This window comes from Micromonospora sp. NPDC049151 (assembly GCF_040648395.1).
In the GTDB taxonomy this organism is placed as follows: domain Bacteria; phylum Actinomycetota; class Actinomycetes; order Mycobacteriales; family Micromonosporaceae; genus Micromonospora.
The window spans coordinates 113,124-130,639 of sequence record NZ_JBEZDP010000011.1 but is presented as its reverse complement, the minus strand read 5'-3'; the positions used below and the strand labels follow the sequence as shown (position 1 = coordinate 130,639).

Annotated in this window: 15 protein-coding genes; 8 read left to right on the top strand and 7 right to left on the bottom strand. The window is 73.2% G+C overall.

Annotated elements, in window-relative coordinates; translation table 11 throughout:
* Positions 1–45: 45 nt before the first annotated feature.
* A complete protein-coding gene (locus AB0B20_RS15525) occupies positions 46–759 on the bottom strand; it encodes a hypothetical protein (protein ID WP_357384929.1) in 714 nt (237 codons plus the stop codon).
* A 73-nt stretch (positions 760–832) separates the two neighbouring features.
* On the opposite strand from AB0B20_RS15525, the gene AB0B20_RS15520 reads away from it, so the two are divergent.
* On the top strand, positions 833–1,660 hold the full coding sequence (locus tag AB0B20_RS15520) for a PIG-L family deacetylase (RefSeq protein WP_357384931.1): 828 nt from the start codon (positions 833–835) through the stop codon (positions 1,658–1,660).
* A 34-nt stretch (positions 1,661–1,694) separates the two neighbouring features.
* On the opposite strand, the gene AB0B20_RS15515 is transcribed toward AB0B20_RS15520, so the two are convergent.
* A complete protein-coding gene (locus AB0B20_RS15515; RefSeq protein ID WP_357471137.1) occupies positions 1,695–2,837 on the bottom strand; it encodes a glutamate--cysteine ligase in 1,143 nt (380 codons plus the stop codon).
* A 141-nt stretch (positions 2,838–2,978) separates the two neighbouring features.
* On the bottom strand, positions 2,979–4,403 hold the full coding sequence (gene glnA / locus AB0B20_RS15510) for a type I glutamate--ammonia ligase (protein ID WP_357471134.1): 1,425 nt from the start codon (positions 4,401–4,403) through the stop codon (positions 2,979–2,981).
* 233 nt (positions 4,404–4,636) lie between these two features.
* Here glnA and AB0B20_RS15505 point away from each other — a divergent pair, with 233 nt between their 5' ends.
* The gene (locus AB0B20_RS15505) at positions 4,637–6,421 is read left to right on the top strand and encodes an N-acetylglutaminylglutamine amidotransferase (RefSeq protein ID WP_357471237.1); all 1,785 of its coding nucleotides are present in this window, start codon (positions 4,637–4,639) and stop codon (positions 6,419–6,421) included.
* Between the two features lie 19 nt (positions 6,422–6,440).
* A complete protein-coding gene (locus AB0B20_RS15500) occupies positions 6,441–6,701 on the top strand; it encodes a hypothetical protein (protein WP_013285859.1) in 261 nt (86 codons plus the stop codon).
* A 46-nt stretch (positions 6,702–6,747) separates the two neighbouring features.
* Here the strand turns inward: AB0B20_RS15500 and AB0B20_RS15495 are convergent, their stop codons facing one another.
* The 4 genes from AB0B20_RS15495 to AB0B20_RS15480 all read right to left on the bottom strand — a co-directional run bounded on the left by AB0B20_RS15495 (position 6,748) and on the right by AB0B20_RS15480 (position 10,549).
* The gene (locus AB0B20_RS15495) at positions 6,748–6,918 is read right to left on the bottom strand and encodes a hypothetical protein (RefSeq protein ID WP_357384937.1); all 171 of its coding nucleotides are present in this window, start codon (positions 6,916–6,918) and stop codon (positions 6,748–6,750) included.
* A gap of 527 nt (positions 6,919–7,445) precedes the next feature.
* Positions 7,446–8,183: a serine/threonine protein kinase gene (locus AB0B20_RS15490; protein WP_357471130.1), complete on the bottom strand. Its 738-nt coding sequence runs from the start codon at positions 8,181–8,183 to the stop codon at positions 7,446–7,448.
* A 34-nt stretch (positions 8,184–8,217) separates the two neighbouring features.
* Complete coding sequence (locus AB0B20_RS15485; protein WP_357471127.1) at positions 8,218–9,222, bottom strand: nitroreductase; 1,005 nt, start codon at positions 9,220–9,222, stop codon at positions 8,218–8,220.
* A 103-nt stretch (positions 9,223–9,325) separates the two neighbouring features.
* Complete coding sequence (locus AB0B20_RS15480) at positions 9,326–10,549, bottom strand: helix-turn-helix domain-containing protein (protein ID WP_357471123.1); 1,224 nt, start codon at positions 10,547–10,549, stop codon at positions 9,326–9,328.
* An 84-nt stretch (positions 10,550–10,633) separates the two neighbouring features.
* On the opposite strand from AB0B20_RS15480, the gene AB0B20_RS15475 reads away from it, so the two are divergent.
* From AB0B20_RS15475 to AB0B20_RS15455, 5 genes are all read left to right on the top strand, one after another.
* Positions 10,634–11,725, top strand: a complete 1,092-nt coding sequence (locus tag AB0B20_RS15475; protein ID WP_357471120.1) for a ferredoxin reductase — start codon at positions 10,634–10,636, stop codon at positions 11,723–11,725.
* Between the two features lie 14 nt (positions 11,726–11,739).
* A complete protein-coding gene (locus AB0B20_RS15470) occupies positions 11,740–12,879 on the top strand; it encodes an acyl-CoA desaturase (RefSeq protein ID WP_357471117.1) in 1,140 nt (379 codons plus the stop codon).
* Positions 12,880–13,044: 165 nt separating this feature from the next.
* Positions 13,045–14,478, top strand: coding sequence for a glycosyltransferase family 4 protein (locus AB0B20_RS15465; protein WP_357471114.1), 1,434 nt, complete (start codon positions 13,045–13,047; stop codon positions 14,476–14,478).
* A gap of 243 nt (positions 14,479–14,721) precedes the next feature.
* A complete protein-coding gene (locus tag AB0B20_RS15460; protein ID WP_357471111.1) occupies positions 14,722–15,915 on the top strand; it encodes an alanine--tRNA ligase-related protein in 1,194 nt (397 codons plus the stop codon).
* Positions 15,916–16,046: 131 nt separating this feature from the next.
* Positions 16,047–17,507 (top strand): ATP-binding protein, encoded by a 1,461-nt coding sequence (locus AB0B20_RS15455; protein ID WP_357471107.1) that lies wholly within the window; start codon positions 16,047–16,049, stop codon positions 17,505–17,507.
* The last annotated feature ends 9 nt before the right edge of the window (positions 17,508–17,516 follow it).

Sequence of the window (17,516 nt, the reverse complement as noted above, 5' to 3'; positions counted from 1 at the left end):
GCCCCGCCCGGCCACCCGGCCCGGGCGGGCGCGTCGCACAGCCGATCAGGCCAGCAGCGTCTCGCGCAGCCGCGCACCCAGGTTCAGCTCGCCGACCACGCGGGGACCGGCCGGGTCGTACACGGCGATGCGGTGGTTGCGGCGCATCATCTCCCGCACCGCCGGCGGCAGCCGGGGCGGGTCGTCCATCGTCGCGAGCACCCGCGCGCCGGTGCCCATCAGCCGTTCCACGAGCGTCGCGCTGTCGGTGTCCACACGCACCCGGCCGAACTCCCAGCCGACGGTGGTCAGGTCGAGCACCTCGAACAGGCGCGTCACGAACGGCTGCGGGTCGGTCACCCGGTCCAGCCGGTCGGCCCGCCCGCCGACCACCGCCACGGCGGCGGTGACCTGAGCGTACGGGTGCAGCCCGCTGGGCAGCGCGCCGAGCGGCCAGCGCAGCGCCGGCCCGGCCTCCTTCCACAGGGGACGGTAGTTGCGGCGGTGCACCAGCAGCCGCCGCCCGGTACGCCGGAACACCTCCTGCGCCTGCCCCTGGAGGTCGGCGTGCGCCTGGTCGGCGGCCTCGCAGACGATCCCGGCGGCCACCACGAGACCGTCGTCATCGGACAGCAGCCGGGTGATCGCGTCGGCCTGCTCCGGGAACCGGAGGCGGGCGTGCGCCCCGTAGGACTGCCGCACGTCCCGCAGCAGCTCCTGCTGACGTGTGGGGTCCAGTTCGACCCGTCCGCCACCGAGCAACCGCTGGAGCCAACCCATCGCGCCTCGCTTCCGTCGCCGTCTGCGGACCGGGCAATGCTAGTTCGTCGGTCGGAGCTCGTATGGTGACGGGGTGACCGATCGATCCCTGACCCTGATGGCGGTGCACGCTCACCCCGACGACGAGGCGACGAGCACCGGTGGCGTCCTGGCCCGCTACGCGGCCGAGGGCGTCACCACTGTGCTCGTGACGTGCACCGACGGTGCGTGCGGAGACGGACCCGGCGGGGTCAAGCCGGGCGAGGACGGGCACGACCCGCGGTCCGTGGTGGACATGCGCCGCGCCGAGCTGGCCGCGAGCTGCGAGGCGCTGAAGGTGACCCACCTGGAGACGCTCGACTACGGCGACTCCGGGATGATGGGCTGGGCGACGAACGACGCGCCCGGCGCGTTCTGGAACACGCCGGTGGCGGAGGCGGCCGACCGGCTGGCGGAGCTGATTCGCCGCTACCGCCCCGACGTGGTGGTCACCTACGACGAGAACGGCTTCTACGGCCACCCGGACCACATCCAGGCCCACCGGATCACGATGGCCGCGGTCGAGCAGACCGGCATCCCGGCCAAGGTCTACTGGACCACAGTGCCGCGCAGCGCGTTCCAGCAGTTCGGCACGATCATGCGCGAGATCGGGGTGGAGTTCCCCGAGCCGGAGGCGACCGACGAGATGCCGGCGCTGGGCCTGCCGGACGACGAGATCACCACCTGGGTCGACACCAGCGGCTACGGCGGGCAGAAGTTCGCCTCGCTCGCCGCGCATGCCAGCCAGGCGGAGAACATCTTCTTCCTGCGGCTGGGGCAGGAGCGGTTCACCGAGCTGATGGGCATGGAGACGTTCGTGCGGGTGCGGGACACCACCGGCGCGGCGACGCCCGAGGACGACCTTTTCGCCGGGCTGCGCTGACCGGTCGCGGGCCCGGTCCGGGGCGGTCACCGGTTCACGCCGAGACGGTCTGGGCGGCCAGGTGCGCCAGCACCGCGCCCACGTCGCCGTCGGTCTCGGCCATGATCCGTCGTTGGCGGGTGGCGCCGGTGCCGTCCCGGCGTACCCGCTCCAGCTCGCTTCGGACCAGGTCCAGGTCGCCGTGGCGGGCCAGCGCGGGCGTGACGGTGACGACCAGGTCGTCGACGAGGTCCCAGGCGGGCCGGGGCCGTCCGGTGCGCAGGTCGACGAGCCGGCCGTCGACGCCGTCGTGGGCGGCCCGCCAGTGCGCGGCGGCGACCAGGCAGTCCCGGATGCGGAGGGCGGGCACGCCCGCGCGGACGTCGTCGATCAGCGTCGCCACGAGCGCCCGGACCAGCCCGGCGACCAGCACGGTGTCGTCGACAGTGGGGCACACGTCGCCGACCCGGACCTCCACTGTCGGGTACGACGCGGACGGGCGCGCGTACCAGTAGACCATCGCGGCGTCGAGCATGATCCCGGCGGTGATCAGGTCCGCCACCGTGGCGTCGTAGTCGGCGGCGGAGTCGAAGTGCGGTGTGGGTCCGATGCTCGGCCACCGTTCCAGCTGCATCGAGCGCCAGCTCGCGTGCCCGGTGTCGCGCCCGTCGTGCAGCGGCGAGTTCGCGGTGAGCGCCTGCACCACCGGCAGCCACGGGCGCAGGTGGTTGCAGACCTGCACGGCCAGTTCCCGGTCGGGCACGCCGACGTGCACGTGACAGCCGCAGACGGCCGGATCGTGGGCGACCGGGCCGAACCGGCGGGACATGTCGTGGTAGCGCTGCTCGTCGGGCACCGTGCGGTGAGCCTCGCAGACCGGTGTGGCACCGACGGCGACCAGCCGCGCCCCGGCCGCGTCGGCCGCCCGGGCGGCGGCCCGGCGCAGCGTGACCAGGTGTTCGCGCAGCTCCCCGAGGTCCGGGCTGACCGGCGTCACCATCTCCACCATGCTGTGCCGGAACTCCTGCCGGCTCTGCTCGCGGGCGGTGCCGGAGAGCGCGTCGCGTACCCGGTCGGCGACCGGCATGCTCTCGCCGCTGACCGGGTCCAGCAGCAGGAACTCCTCCTCCACCCCGAGGGTCAGGACGGCGGGAATCTCGGGGGTGGTGGTGGCGGTGGTGGTGGGCCGCGGCCTCACCGACGGCTCCACCGGCACGGAACTGGCGGCGGACCGTCGTGAGTCGGGCTCATATCCCGACGGTACGAGGGCGGACGACGGTCCGAAGCCGTTTCCGCCGACCACCGCCCCCACGGGTGGCGGGGGCGGTGGCGGTGCGGATCAGCAGTCGAAGTAGAGCGCGAACTCGTGCGGCGTGGGCCGCAGGCGCACCGGGTCTACCTCGTTCGTGTTCTTCCAGTCGACCCAGGTGGAGATCAGGTCGTCGGTGAAGACCCCACCGTCGAGCAGGTAGTCGTGGTCGACCTCCAGCGCCGCCAGCGCCTCGGGCAGCGAACCGGGCACCTGCTTGACGTCGCCCCACTCCTCCGGCGGGAGGTCGTAGAGGTCCTTGTCGATCGGCGCCGGCGGCTCGATCTTGTTCTTGATCCCGTCCAGGCCGGCCATCAGCATGGCCGAGAACGCCAGGTACGGATTGCTGGACGGGTCCGGGACGCGGAACTCGACGCGCTTGGCCTTCGGGTTGCTGCCGGTCACCGGGATGCGGGTGCAGGCGGAGCGGTTGCGCTGCGAGTAGACCAGGTTCACCGGCGCCTCGAAGCCGGGCACCAGACGCCGGTAGGAGTTCACCGTCGGGTTGGTGAAGGCCAGCAGCGACGGGGCGTGGTGCAGCAGGCCACCGATGTACCAGCGGGCGGCGTCGGACAGCCCGGCGTAGCCGGTCTCGTCGTAGAACAGCGGCTCGCCGCCCCGCCACAGGCTCTGGTGGGTGTGCATGCCGGAGCCGTTGTCACCGAAGACCGGCTTGGGCATGAAGGTCGCGGTCTTGCCGTGCGCCCACGCCTCGTTCTTGATCAGATACTTGAAGAGCTGGAGCTGGTCGGCCGAGTGCAGCAGCGTCGAGAACTTGTAGTTGATCTCCGACTGCCCTCCCGTGCCCACCTCGTGGTGCGACCGCTCGACAGTGAAACCGGCGTCCACCATCCGGCGGACCATGCTGTCGCGCAGGTCGGCGTAGTGGTCCACCGGGGGAACCGGGAAGTAGCCGCCCTTGTAGGCGGTCTTGTAACCCCGGTTGCCGCCCTCCTCGATCCGCCCGGTGTTCCAGGCGCCCTCGATCGAGTCGATGTAGTAGAACGACTGGTGCGCCGAGGTCTCGTGGCGGATGGAGTCGAAGATGTAGAACTCCGCCTCCGCGCCGAAGTAGGCGGTGTCGGCGATGCCGCTGGCGGCGAGGTAGGCCTCGGCCTTCTTCGCCACGTTGCGCGGGTCGCGGGAGTAGGCCTCGCGGGTGAACGGGTCGTGGATGAAGAAGTTCAGCGCGAGGGTCTTCTGGGCCCGGAACGGGTCGATGAACGCGGTGGCGACGTCCGGCAGCAGCAGCATGTCGGACTCGTGGATGGCCTGGAACCCGCGGATCGAGGAGCCGTCGAAGGCGAGGCCGTCGGTGAACACGCTGTCGTCGAACGACTCGACCGGCAGGTTGAAGTGCTGCATCACGCCGGGCAGGTCACAGAAACGTACGTCGACGAACTTCACGTCCTCGTCGGTGAGGTATCGCAGGAGTTCCTCGGAATTGGCGAACACACGTCCTCCTGGCAGGCGTCGTTGATCCTGGCCACGTCCCGTGGCCGGACCGCCCGGGGACATGGCCCGTACCGCCACCGTACGACGGCTCGCCCGGCCCGGCTCGGCAACCGCCCATCCGGGTTTCCTACGCCACAGGCCGGGTAGTCGCCGTACCCGGCGGACCGCCCGGGAGACGACGCGGCGGGAGGTTGGCGTGGTGGGTGCTCCTCGGCTGACCGGTGGACGCTGAGATGTGCGGGATCAGCGGTGAGGCCAGATTCGACGGGGCCCTACCCGACGCCGCCGCGGTGAACCGGATGACCGCCGCCATGCGCTCACGCGGCCCGGACGGCGAGGGCGCGTGGAGTGACGGCTGGATCACCCTCGGGCACCGCCGGCTGACAGTGATCGACCTGTCCGAGGCCGGCGCCCAGCCGATGGTCCGCGACGACCTCGGCCTGGCCCTGGTCTTCAACGGCTGCGTCTACAACTATCCGGAGCTGCGCGACGAGCTGCGCGCGGCCGGGCACACGTTCCACAGCACCAGCGACACCGAGGTGATCCTGGTCGCGTACGCGCAGTGGGGGGAGCGGTTCGTCGACCACATGGTCGGCATGTTCGCGGTGGCGCTGGTCGACCGGCGGCGGCGCCGTCTCGTGCTGGCCCGCGACCGGCTCGGCATCAAACCCCTTTACCTCGCCGAGTCGCCCGGCCGGCTCCGGTTCGCCTCCACGCTCCCGGCGCTGCTGGCCGGCGGTGACATCGACACCGGCATCGACCCGGTCGCGCTGCACCACTACCTGTCCTGGCACTCGATCGTTCCGGCGCCGCGCACCATCTTGCGCGGCATCCGCAAGCTGCCCCCGGCCACCGTCCGGGTCGTCGAGGCCGACGGGCGCAGCCGCGAGCGCGTCTACTGGCGGCCCGCGTACCGGCGCGACCCGGCCCACGCCGGCATGGACGCCGCCGACTGGCGGGCCGCCGTCGGGGACGCGCTGCGCACCGCCGTACGCCGCCGGCTGGTCGCCGACGTGCCGGTCGGCGTGCTGCTCTCCGGCGGCCTCGACTCCAGCATGATCGTGGCGCTGCTCGACGACGCCGGACAGCACCACCTCCAGACGTTCAGCATCGGCTTCGACAGCCGCGGCGACGAGACCGGCGACGAGTTCCACTACTCCGACCTGGTCGCCCGCGCGTTCGGCACCGACCACCACCGCATCCGGCTCGCCGACGGCGACCTCGGCCCGGCCGTACGCGCCACCGTGGCGGCCATGACCGAGCCGATGGGCAGCCACGACGTGGTGGCGTTCCACCTGCTCTCCGAGCAGGTCGCCAAGCACGTGAAGGTGGCGCAGTCCGGCCAGGGCGCCGACGAGGTGTTCGCCGGCTACGGCTACCACCACCGGCTGGCCCGCTCGGCCCGCGAGGACGCGGCGGCCGGGTTCACCGCGGCGTTCTTCGACCGCGACCACGCGGAGCTGACCGAGGTGGTCGAACCGGCGTACGCCTGCGTCGGCGACGTCAGCGGCGAGCTGGTCGCCGCGGACCTGGCCGCGCCCGGCGCGCAGACCGCCGTGGACGCGGTACTGCGCCTGGACACGCACCTGATGCTGCCCGACGACCCGGTCAAGCGGGTGGACAGCATGAGCATGGCGTGGGGACTGGAGGTGCGCACGCCGTTCCTCGACCAGGATCTCGTCACGCTCGCCGCCGCGTGCCCGCCCGAGCACAAGCTGGCTCAGGGCGGCAAGGGCGTGCTCAAGGAGGTGGCCCGGGAGGTGCTTCCCGCCGAGGTCATCGACCGGCCGAAGGGCTACTTCCCGGTGCCGGCGCTGCGCAACGTCGACGGACCCGTGCGAGAGTTGGTGGTCGAGGCGCTGGGTGCGCCCGAGGCGCGCCGGCGCGGGCTGTTCCGCCGGGCGTACGTCGACGAGCTGCTGGCCGAGCCGGAGCGGACCCAGGCCGCCGCGGGCAGCAACAAGCTGTGGCAGCTGGGTCTGCTGGAGCTGTGGTTGCAGACGCACGGTGTGAGCTGAGCTAAGCGGGAGGAGCACTGTGAAGTTCGTGATCGAGAGCGAGGCCGACGGCAGCGTGGGATTCACAGTGGTCGGCGGCGACGGCCAGGTGCTCGCCACCGGCGCGCCCTGCCCGGACAAGGGCTCGGCGCTCGCCGTCGTCGGTGAGCTGATGCACGGGCTGGGCGACGCCTGCGTGGAGGACCGCACCGAGGCCGGCGCCGGTCCGGTGGCCGGCACCCGGACCGAGATCGGCGACGACATGTCGGACATCGGCCGCTCGGGTATCCCGCCGGTCTGACGCGACACGTCCCGCCCGGCCCACGAGCCCGGGCGGGACGGTGCGCTCACTGCTCGTCGTCGAGCACGTCCGTGTGGCCGTCGCGGGTGACTGTGGGCGGCAGGTGCTCGTCCGGCTGGGGCGCCTCGGCCAGCGTGTGGTGCGGGTCGCCGTCGGGCGAGAACAGCACCCGATCGGTCTTGCTGGTCTTCTCCTGCTCCTCCTCCGGCTCCGTCACCGTGTTCTCCCTCCGCTCACCGGCGCCCCGAGCAGGCCGCCCCTCGTCCCACGCTATGTGCCGGCCGGGCACCGGGAGCACGTTTCCGCCCGACGGCCGCACTCACCTGCCTGGCTCGTCGCGGGGGCGGGACCCGGTACGCCGTCGTGACGCCCTCGAAGCCCGGCACCCCCGGCTTCGCCAGCCCTGCCCGTCACCTCCTGTAGTCGTGGAGCTGCCCGCGACATGGCTCACCGCGCGCCCTTTGCTCTGCAGCCTCATACGCGGCGATGGCCGTGCGTCACCGCTGCGCCAATGGATGCAGAGCAAAGGGCGCACAGGGATGTGTGTGCGGCAGGTGCCTGGCCGCGCATCGCCACTGGTCGGGAGCTTGTCGTGCCCAAATCTGCCTATTCCGCCTGGCGGCCGGCCGTCACCCTCTGTGACTCACTGCCGGATCGAGGCGACGTGACGGTGCGTCACGTCCGACGCGGGCCAGCCACGAAACGCCGGCCGCCGGAGCTGGATCGCGTCGAACGGCGGGCGGATCAGGCGGCTCGCCAGTCGCGGACCAGAGCGGCCACTGTGGCGTACCGCGACGCCGGGTCAGGCCGGCTGGCCCGGTCGGCGACAGCGCGCTCGGCGGTGGTGCCCCGCCAGCCGGACGGACCGTCGAGCAGGTGGTGCAGCGTACGACCCAGCGCGTGGACCGTGGTGCGCTCGTCGATCACAGCGCCCCGGGTCAGTTCCTCCGGCGACAGATAACGACGGGAACCGGGCAGCCGGTCGGAGTCGAGCACGAACGGGCCCGGGCGGTACTCGTCCAGGTCGATCAGGCGCATCCGCCGGGCGTCGAAGTCGTAGAGGAAACAGCCGTCGTACAGGTCCACCGCCACGTACCCGGCCGCGCTCACGGCCAGGTGGGCGTCGAGGATGATGTCCAGCGCCGCGCGTACCTCGGCGACCGGCAGCCGCTGTAAGCGGACCAGCCCGCTCCGGTCGCTGCCGCCGCCGGTGGTGGCGTGGTTGAGCACGACGCCGTCGTGCCACGGGTAGACCAGCGTCGGGCCGTCCGTGCCGTCGCGTACCAGCTCGGGCCGGACCACTGCCGGGTGCCGGACCGCGGCGTGCAGGCCCAGGGCCCGGGTCAGCGACGCACGCGCGGCCGGTGTCCCGGCCCGCTTGACGAACCAGCGCCGGCCCGCCGACTCCACTCCGTAGGAGACGCATCCGGAGTCCTGGTCGCCGAAGACGGCGAACGCATGAGCCAGGTCCAGGTTCCACACCCGTCGAGGCTACGACGACGCCCGCCACGCCGGGTCACCGCGACTGCTCCACCACCTCGATCACGTCGGCGGGCGCGCGGCGCGGCGCCGGCGGCAGCTCCGCGTCCGGACCCCAGCCGACGCGCACCACCAGGTACGGGTCGCCGATGCCGGCCAGCAGGTCGCGCATCATCCGGCGCGGCCACGCCAGCTCCACGGCGTCGCTGAGCGGCGCGCTGGCCAGCCCTTCGGCGGTGGCGGTGAGCAGCAGCGCCGACAGCGCCTCGCCGCCGCGCAGCCACGCGGCCGGCTCGTCCGAGTCGCCGAAGAGGATCAGGTACGCGGCACCCCGGTCGAAGTCCGCGCCCGCGCTGAGCCCGGCCGCCCCGCCGGGGGCGTAGTCGCGCAGCGGCACCCGTCGCGCGGACGGGCGCACGGCGGTGGCGGCGGGCACCCCGTCGCCGCTGCCCGCCGGGCGGTGGGTCCAGTCGTGCAGCTCCTGCCGGTACGCGGGGTCGGCCAGCTCCGTGTCCGCCGCGCGTCCGGTGGACACGGCGAGCATCGGCATCTGGTCCGGCCGCACCACGTGCAGGTGCGCGCCCTCGGCCTCGACGGCGTCCCCGAGCCGGGCCAGTACGGCCTCGGGCACCGGCCGGTCCCCGTACGCCCGGCGGTCGGTGCGGCGGCGCGGAATCGCCTCGACCAGGCGGCCCGCCGGCACGTCCAGGTCGGCCGGGCCGGTGGTGCGCAGCCGGGCCAGCAGCGACGGGTCGGCCGGGTCGGGCAGCCGCTCGACGGTGACCGCCCAGCCGACCGCCGTCAGCGACGCACGCGCGTGGTGCAGGGCCGCACCGCAGCTCAGCATGAGCAGCCGCCCGTCCGGGTCGGTGTGGGCGAGCTGCCGGTCCGCCTCGGCGCGCAGCTCCAGCGTGTCGCCGGTGACCCGCCAGCGCCAGGGCTGGGTGTTGAACACCGACGGGGCGTGCAGGGACTGCCGGGCGGCCGCCTCCAGCACCCGTACCCTCGGATCCTGGTCGGTGCGGGTCGATGAGCTGTTCATGGCGGCCCTCCTGGTTGCTCGTCCCCTTCCGACCCTGCCCGCCGCCCTCGCGGGCGGACAGGGCCGGAGGTCCCGGCCGCACCGGGCCGTGCGCCCCCGGGGGTCAGGCGTCGTCCGGCTCCTGGGGTACGGCCAGGGCGATGGTGAGGTCGAGGACCGTGGCGGGATCGTGCAGCCGGTCGCCGAACAGCTCGCGCAGCTTGCCCATCCGGTAGCGGACGGTCTGCGGATGGACGAACAGGTCGGCGGCCACCTCGTCGCGGCGTCCCTGGTGCAGCAGCCACGAGCGCAGCGTCTCGGCCAGCCGCTGTGCGGTGGCCGGCGGCAGTGCGGCCAGCGGCGCGAGGGCCTGCGCGCGCAGGTCGGCGAGGGCCTCCGGGTCCATGCTGAGCAGCAGCGTGGACAGGTGGCGTTCGGTGTCGACAGGGCCCGCGTCCGGCTCGCCGAGGTCGAGCGCGAGCGCCCGGGTGGCCCGCTGGTACGACGCGGCGACCCGGTGCCAGGGCCGGGCCGGGCCGAGCACCGCCCGGTGCCCGTGCAGCAGCCGGGTGAGCTGGCGACGGCGGCCGCCGTGCATGTCCGGCACCAGCAGGACGGCCAGTTCCTCCACCGGGTCCATGCCGGGCAGGTCCTCGCCGCTCTCCAGCGTGTACGGGCTGAGCAACGCCAGCACCGCGCGCAGGTGCCGGCGGGGGAGCAGCACCACCGTCAGCGTCTGCGGTGGTGGCCAGTCGGCGCGTTCGGCGCTGCGCCGCAGCGACTCCTCCGGCTCGCCGGCCAGCAACTGCTGGGTGAGCCGTTCCAGGCTGCGGCGGCGCATCCGGCCGGCGCTGGCCAGCTCGTCGGCGTGCCCGGCGACGCTCGCGGCGGACAGCTCGTCGATGTAGGCGAACATCAACTCGGCGAACTCGGCCACCGTCGCGGCGGCCAGCCCGCTGCGTACCGTCGTGGTGGACACCTCGCGCCAGGCCACCCGGGCACCGACCCGGTACGCGGCCAGCAGCGCGTCCATGCTGCGCCCCGAGCGGGCCTCGCCGCTGCCCAGCGCGTACGCGGCCTCCAGCGCCGGGGCCAAGGGGGTGCTCGGGTCGAACGCCTGGGTACCCTCGATGAGCTGGAGGAACGTCCCCAGCGCGATGCGTACCGCGTTTTCGATCTTCGCCCGCATGGCGCCGGTGAGCGCACCGGAGTAGTCCGGCACCTCGGCGGTGATCGCGGAGACGGTCCGCTCGGCGACCATCGGCAGCCGGGCGCGCAGCGCCTCGGCCATCCCGGCGTCGAGGTTGAGGTGGGCGGCACGCTGCCCCGCACCGGCCTCCAACGTCATGTTTGTTCCCTCCGAACAAAAACCCGCGCGTGTTTCACCTTTGCTGGTCAAGATGTTATGCGATCGGGCGGCCACGCTGGTCATATGACCACAACTGCCTCCCGCCGCCCTCAGAAGGTCACCTTCCGGGACAGGCTGCTGCGGCTGGCCGGAGCGGTCACCACACCGGTGCTGCCCGACGACTATCTCGACCTGATCGCGCCCCTGCGCGCCGGCGCCCCGTTGCGCGGCCGGATCGTCGCCGTCCGCCCGGAGACCCGGGACGCGGCCACCCTGGTGATCCAGCCCGGCCGCGCCTGGCAGGGCCACCAGCCCGGCCAGTACATCCGCCTCGGCGTGGACGTCGACGGGGTACGCCAGTGGCGCGCGTACTCGCTCACCTCGCCGCCGGACGCCGCCGACGGCCGGATCTCCGTCACCGTGAAGGCCATCCCCGACGGCAAGGTCAGCAACCACCTCGTACGCCGGCTCCGGCCCGGCACGATCGTGCACCTCGACCAGGCCCAGGGCGAGTTCGTGCTCCCCGCCGCGACGCCCGAGCGCGTCCTGTTCGTGACCGCCGGCAGCGGCATCACCCCGGTCATGGGGATGCTGCGCTCCGGGCTGGCCGAGCGGGCCGACGTGGTGCTCGTGCACTCCGCGCCCACCCGCGACGACGTCGTCTTCGGCGCGGAGCTGCGGGCGCTCGCCGAACGCGGCGCGCTGCGGCTGATCGAGCGGCACACCGACACCGACGGCCTGCTCGACGTCGCGGAACTGGCCGCCCTGGTGCCCGACCACCTCGACCGGGAGGCGTGGGCCTGCGGACCCATCGGCATGCTCGACGCGGTTGAGGGGTACTGGTCCTCGAACGGCCTCGTCGAGCGGTTGCACACCGAGCGGTTCCGCCCGACCGTGATCACGCCGGGCGAGGGAGGAGCCGTGACCTTCACCGGGGCGGGTGTGACAGTCGAGTCCGACGGGTCCACCACCCTGCTCGACGCGGGGGAGAACGCCGGAGTGCTGATGCCTTCCGGCTGCCGGATGGGCATCTGCTTCGGCTGCGTCGTACCGCTGCGCCAGGGCGCTGTCCGCGACCTGCGCAACGGCGACATCACCACTGCCGTACCGGGGGACGGCGTGCTCGTACAGACGTGCGTGTCGGCCGCCGCCGGTACCTGCGACATCGATATCTGACAGGAGCCACCCACGTGACCGTCATCCAGAAGAAGGCCGTCAACCCGATCGCCCATCTGAGCGCCGAGGACATCGAGATCATCGGCAAGGAACTGGACGCGATCCGGGACCGGGTACTCGCCGACCGGGGGGAGCGGGACGCCCGCTACATCCGCAAGGTGGTCAAGACCCAGCGGACACTGGAGATGAGTAGCCGGGCGGTGCTGCTGTTCTCGCTGTTCCCGCCGGCGTGGGTCGTCGGCACGGCCGGCCTCACCGTCGCCAAGATCCTGGAGAACATGGAGATCGGGCACAACGTCCTGCACGGCCAGTGGGACTGGATGCGCGACCCGAAGATCCACTCCACCACCTGGGAGTGGGACCACGTCTCCCCGGCCGACCAGTGGAAGCAGTCGCACAACGAGCTGCACCACCGCTACACGAACGTCGTCGGCAAGGACAACGACCTCGGCTACGGCATCATGCGCGTCGACGAGGACCAGCCGTGGCACCCCATGCACCTCGGCCAGCCGCTGTGGAACCTGCTCAACGCCGCGTTCTTCGAGTACGGCATCGCCGCGTACGACATGGAGCTGGGCGACCACCTCAAGCAGCGCAGGCTCAAGGACCCGAAGTTCCGCGCCAAGGCCCGGGCGGTCGGCCGCAAAATCCGCCGCCAGGTGCTCAAGGACTACGTGGTGCACCCGCTGCTGTCCGGCCCGTCGTTCCTGACCACGCTCGCCGCCACGTTCACCGCGAACCTGCTGCGCAACGTGTGGAGCCACTCGGTGATCATGTGCGGGCACTTCCCCAACGGCGTGGAGACGTTCGAGAAGACGTCCATCGACGGCGAGACCCGCGGCGAGTGGTACCTGCGGCAGATGCTCGGCTCGGCAAACATCAGCGGCAGCCGGCTGCTGCACATCATGACCGGCAACCTGTCGTACCAGATCGAGCACCACCTCTTCCCCGACCTGCCCAGCAACCGCTACCAGGAGATCGCCCCGCAGGTGCGGGCGCTGTTCGACAGGTACGGCCTGCACTACACCACCGGTCCGCTGCCCAAGCAGGTCGCCTCCGCCTGGTGGAAGGTCATCCGCCTGTCGCTGCCCAACCGCAAGGACAGCCGGCAGCCGGTCGCCCCGGCCGCGCTGGCCTCCTCCGGCACGGCCTGACCCGCCCGGTCGGTGCACGGCCGGTGAACTTCCACCGGCCGGCACCTGACCATCGCCTGCACAGTCGGCATCCGCCCAGCTCAAGGCGGGTTTCGCGGCCGTCGCTACGGTTCCGCGCCGCCGTACACTCGCGCCCGTCAGGGCGTACGGGTGAAGGGGTGCGAGATGCGGCGCGTGGTCATGCTCGTCGACAACGCGGTCGACTGTGACTCGCGGGTGCAGAAGGCGGCCCGCTCGGCCGCCGACGCCGGCTGGGACGTCACGCTGATCGGCTGCGCCCACGTCGACGCCGAACGCCGCTGGCGGATCGGCCAGGCCGAGGTGCGCGTCCTGCCGCTGTCCAGTGCTCGCGGCCTCCCACCCGTCACCGCACCGGCCGTCGTCTCTCATCCGGGCGGCGGTGTCTCCGCCGTCTCCGGTCCCGGGGTCGGCAGCGTTTCCGCTTCGGGCCGGGACGCAGGTCCGCGCGACGGTTCCGGGCTGCGCGGCGGGTCCGGCCTGCGCGCTCGGCTGGTGGCCCGGGGCGGGCTGCCGTTGCGCGCGGCGCGGCTGGCCCGCCGTCCGGTGGAGCACGCCCAGGTCCGTTACTGGCGGGCCCGGCTGCGCGACGGGGCGTGGCGGCGGCTGGAGCCGGGGCTCTGGGACTACGAGCGGGCCGCCGGTCCCGTCGTCGACGAGCTGCGCCCCGACCTGATCCACGCGCACGACTTCCGGATGCTCGGCGTGGCCGCCCGCGCCGTGGAGCGTGCCCGGGCCGCCGGGCGGGACACCAAGCTGGTCTGGGACGCGCACGAGTGGCTGCCCGGCGCGCGGCCGCGTCGCGACAACGCCCGCTGGCTGCCCGCGCACCTCGGCTACGTCCGCGAGTACGTCGGCGCCGCCGACGCGGTCGTCACCGTCTCCGACACGCTCGCCGACCTGCTGGTACGCGACCACGCCCTGCCGGAGCGCCCGACAGTGGTCCTCAACGCCCCGGTCACCGCCACCCCCGACGAGGACGCCCCCGACCTGCGGGAGCGCTGCGGTCTGCCCCCGGACACGCCGCTGCTGGTCTACAGCGGGGCGATGGCCGCCCAGCGCGGCGTGGACACGGTGGTCGAGGCGTTGCCGCTGCTGCCCGGCGTGCACCTGGCGCTCGTCGTCGCCGACCCGGCCGCCCCCTACGTCCGCCAGGTCGTCGCCCGCGCGGCCCGGCTCGGTGTGGGTGACCGGGTGCACGTGCTGCCGTACGTGCCGCACCGGCAACTCGTCGCGTTCCTCGCCACCGCCGACGTCGGCCTGATCCCGCTGCACCACTGGCCCAACCACGAGATCGCGCTGATCACCAAGTTCTTCGAGTACGCGCACGCGCGGCTGCCGATAGTGGTCAGCGACGTCCGGACCATGGCGGGCACGGTCCGTGCCACCGGCCAGGGCGAGGTGTTCCGCGCCCGCGACGCCGCCGACCTGGCCCGGGCGGTGCGAGCGGTGCTCGCCGACCCGGCCCGCTACCGCGCCGCCTACGAGGGCGAGGACTCCCCGCTGCCGGGGTGGACGTGGGAGGCGCAGGCCGAACGCCTGGACACGCTCTACCGCCGCCTGCTCACCCCCACCCGCTGACGCCCGCACGTGGGCGCGGGAAAAGGGCTGGGCGGGAGTGTGCGGACCGGGCTACCGTGGGCGGCATGCAGAGCAGGCGCAGCATCACCGCCGCGGCCGCGCGAGCTTTCCGCTCGCCGGTTGCCGCCGCCTGACCTGCCCCACACCCACGCCGGCGACCGGAAACGGTCCGCCGGCGTCGTCGTGTCGACGTCAACGCGCGCGGCGGGCCGTCCGGTCACCCGTAGCCGGAAGGCACCCGCCATGACACCAGACGACATCACCCGGACGTTCCTCGACCACTACCACAGGCACGGCCACCGCGACGCGCCGGAGAGTTCGCTCATCCCGCCGCCCGGCGACCCGGTGCTGTTCACCACGTCCGGCATGCACCCGCTCACGCCGTACCTGCTGGGGCGCCCGCACCCGGGCGGACGGCGACTGGCGAACGTGCAGCGGTGCCTGCGCACGACGGACCTGGACGAGGTAGGCGACGACACGCACCTGACCGTGTTCCAGATGCTCGGCTCCTGGACGCTCGGCGACTACGGCATCGCGACCAGCCTGCGCTGGGGCTTCGAGCTGCTCACCGACGGGTTCGGCATCCCGGCGGGGCGGCTGCACGCGACGGTGTTCGGCGGCGACGACCGGCTCGGGCCGGACGACACCGCGCGCGACACCTGGACCGCGCTCGGCGTGCCGGTGGAGGCGCTGGGCGAGGACAACTGGTGGTCCAACGGCCCGACCGGCCCGTGTGGACCCGACTCGGAGATCTTCGTGTGGACAGGCGACGGCCCGCCGACCGGCACGCCGGGCACCGACGCGCGCTGGGTGGAGGTGTGGAACCACGTGCAGATGCGCTACCACAGGCACCCCGACGGGCGGCTCACGCCGCTGCCGCACTCCAGCATCGACACCGGCATGGGTTTGGAGCGGCTGGAGATGGTGCTGCGCGGCGACCGGTCCGTGTTCACCGGCGACGGCCTGCGCCAATGGGTGGACGAGGTGGCGGAGCGGTGGGACCTGCGCGGCGAGGACCTGCGCGTGGTCTCCGACCACCTGCGGTCCGCCGTGGTCGTGCTCGGTGACGGGGTACGCCCCGGCAACACCGGTCGCGGGTACGTGCTGCGGCGGCTGCTGCGCCGCGCGCTCACCGTGCTGTGGCGCGACGACCCGGCGCGCACCCTGGGCGACCTGCCACCCCTGGTGTACGCGGACACGCTGCACCGCTTCCGCCAGCTGCCCGATCGGAGCACGCGGCCGGTCGACGTCGGCTCGCCGCACGCGACGCTCGTGGACGAGGAACACCGCTTCCGGGGGCTGCTGCGACGCGGACGGCCGCTCGTCGACCGGGTACGGGCGCGCGGGCCGCTGTCCGAGCGCGACTACCACTGGCTGCACGACACCCACGGACTGCCCCGCGACCTGGTCGAGGGCCTGCTCGCCGAGGCGAGCTGAGCAGCGGCCGGGTGAGCGGCGGCCAGATGAGCGGCGGCGGCTGAGCGGTGGCCGCCCGGCCGGGGCGGTGCCAGACTCGGAGGCGGACCCACGCGAGGGAAGCGGACGCCGCCGCGAGGAGAGGGCAGCCGATGACCGAGGTACGGCCGGACGAGGAGACGGTGCCGCTGCTCGGCGCCGAGGTGCGCATCGCCGGCGCGGCTGGGCTGCTCGCCGCCGCCGTCGACGGGCCGGTGGAGTTGCTGGTCGACGGCGACTTCCCGGCCCCGGTGCGGGAGATGCGCTGCACCGTGCGCGCCGACGCCGCAGATGGGCAGCCGGTGCACCGCTTCGAGGCGTACCTGCGGGTGGAGAACACACCGGCGGGCCTGATCGCCCTCGGTCTGGCCGGGCCGGTCGGCGTGCTGCTCGCCGAGCGGCTGGCCGCGCGCGGCGGCGACGGCCCGGCCGCCGCGGTGGGCCGGATGGCCGCGGAGGCCGGTCGGCGGATCTGGCCGCGACCGGTCGCCACGCTCGCCGCGCCGCCGGGCGACGAGGCCGGCCGGGAGGTGCTGCGCACGGCCCGGGAAGCCGGGCTGCGGCCCCGCGTCGACCAGGCCAACGGCACGGTACGCATCCGCGCCGACGTACCAAGCGCCGAGGTGGGACCGGCGCACCTGCATGCCGTGCTGGGCCTGCTGCTCCAGGCCGTACGCGAGTTGTCCGGCGACAGCGACGAGCCGACGGTGCTGCGCGGACGGACGTACCTCGTGGGGCGGCGACCGGTGACGGCGGCCGGGCCGCGCAGCGCGGCGGTGACCCTCGACCAGGTCGGCGGGCTGTCCGACGTGGTCGCGCGGTTCCGCGAGGTGGCGGTGTCGTTCCGGCACCCGGCGGCGATGGCCCGCTGGGGCGCGCGCCGGCCACAGGGCATCCTGATGTACGGGCCGCCCGGCACCGGCAAGACCATGCTGGCCCGGGCGCTGGCGAACGAGGTCGGCGCGGACTTCGTGGAGATCCGTACCCCGGAGATCCTGGACAAGTACCTCGGCGGCTCGGAACGCAACATCAAGCGCATCTTCCGGGAGGCACGCCGCTACCGGCGGCCCACAGTGATGCTGTTCGACGAGTTCGACTCGATCATCAGCTACGCCGGCGCGGGCGGCGACGCGGCCAGCCAGGCGGTCAACGCGGTAGCGGGCATCTTCAAGCAGGAGATGAACACGCTGTTCGAGGAGAACCCCGACGTCATCGTGGTCGCCACCACCAACTTCCCGCAGCGCGTGGACGCGTCGCTGATCCGCTCCGGCCGCTTCGACCTGAAGATCGCCATTCCGGCGCCGGACGAGAACGGACGCGCCGAGATCCTCACCAAGATGGTCCGCGAGCTGATCGAGCGGCACGAACGGCCGGGCTTCAAAATGTTTGCCGACGACCTCGACCCGGCCGCCCTGGCGGCCGACACGGCCGGTCTGACCGGCGCGGACCTGCGGGAGGCACTGCGCCGGGTGCAACTCGCCAAGGCACTGCGGGAGGCGGCGGAGGGTGCGCCGCCGGCTCCGATCGGTCAGGATGACCTGCGGGAGGCCGTTGCCGGGTTGCGCCGCGGCTGACCGGAAGGA

What these genes read in the sequence shown, in the direction of transcription:
- AB0B20_RS15505 (WP_357471237.1), top strand. Translation starts at nt 4,637, where the DNA reads ATGTGCGGGATCAGCGGTGAGGCCAGATTCGACGGGGCCCTACCCGAC.
- AB0B20_RS15460 (WP_357471111.1), top strand. Translation starts at nt 14,722, where the DNA reads ATGACACCAGACGACATCACCCGGACGTTCCTCGACCACTACCACAGG.
- AB0B20_RS15465 (WP_357471114.1), top strand. Translation starts at nt 13,045, where the DNA reads ATGCGGCGCGTGGTCATGCTCGTCGACAACGCGGTCGACTGTGACTCG.
- AB0B20_RS15475 (WP_357471120.1), top strand. Translation starts at nt 10,634, where the DNA reads ATGACCACAACTGCCTCCCGCCGCCCTCAGAAGGTCACCTTCCGGGAC.
- AB0B20_RS15480 (WP_357471123.1), bottom strand. Translation starts at nt 10,549, where the DNA reads ATGACGTTGGAGGCCGGTGCGGGGCAGCGTGCCGCCCACCTCAACCTC.
- AB0B20_RS15485 (WP_357471127.1), bottom strand. Translation starts at nt 9,222, where the DNA reads ATGAACAGCTCATCGACCCGCACCGACCAGGATCCGAGGGTACGGGTG.
- AB0B20_RS15525 (WP_357384929.1), bottom strand. Translation starts at nt 759, where the DNA reads ATGGGTTGGCTCCAGCGGTTGCTCGGTGGCGGACGGGTCGAACTGGAC.
- AB0B20_RS15455 (WP_357471107.1), top strand. Translation starts at nt 16,047, where the DNA reads ATGACCGAGGTACGGCCGGACGAGGAGACGGTGCCGCTGCTCGGCGCC.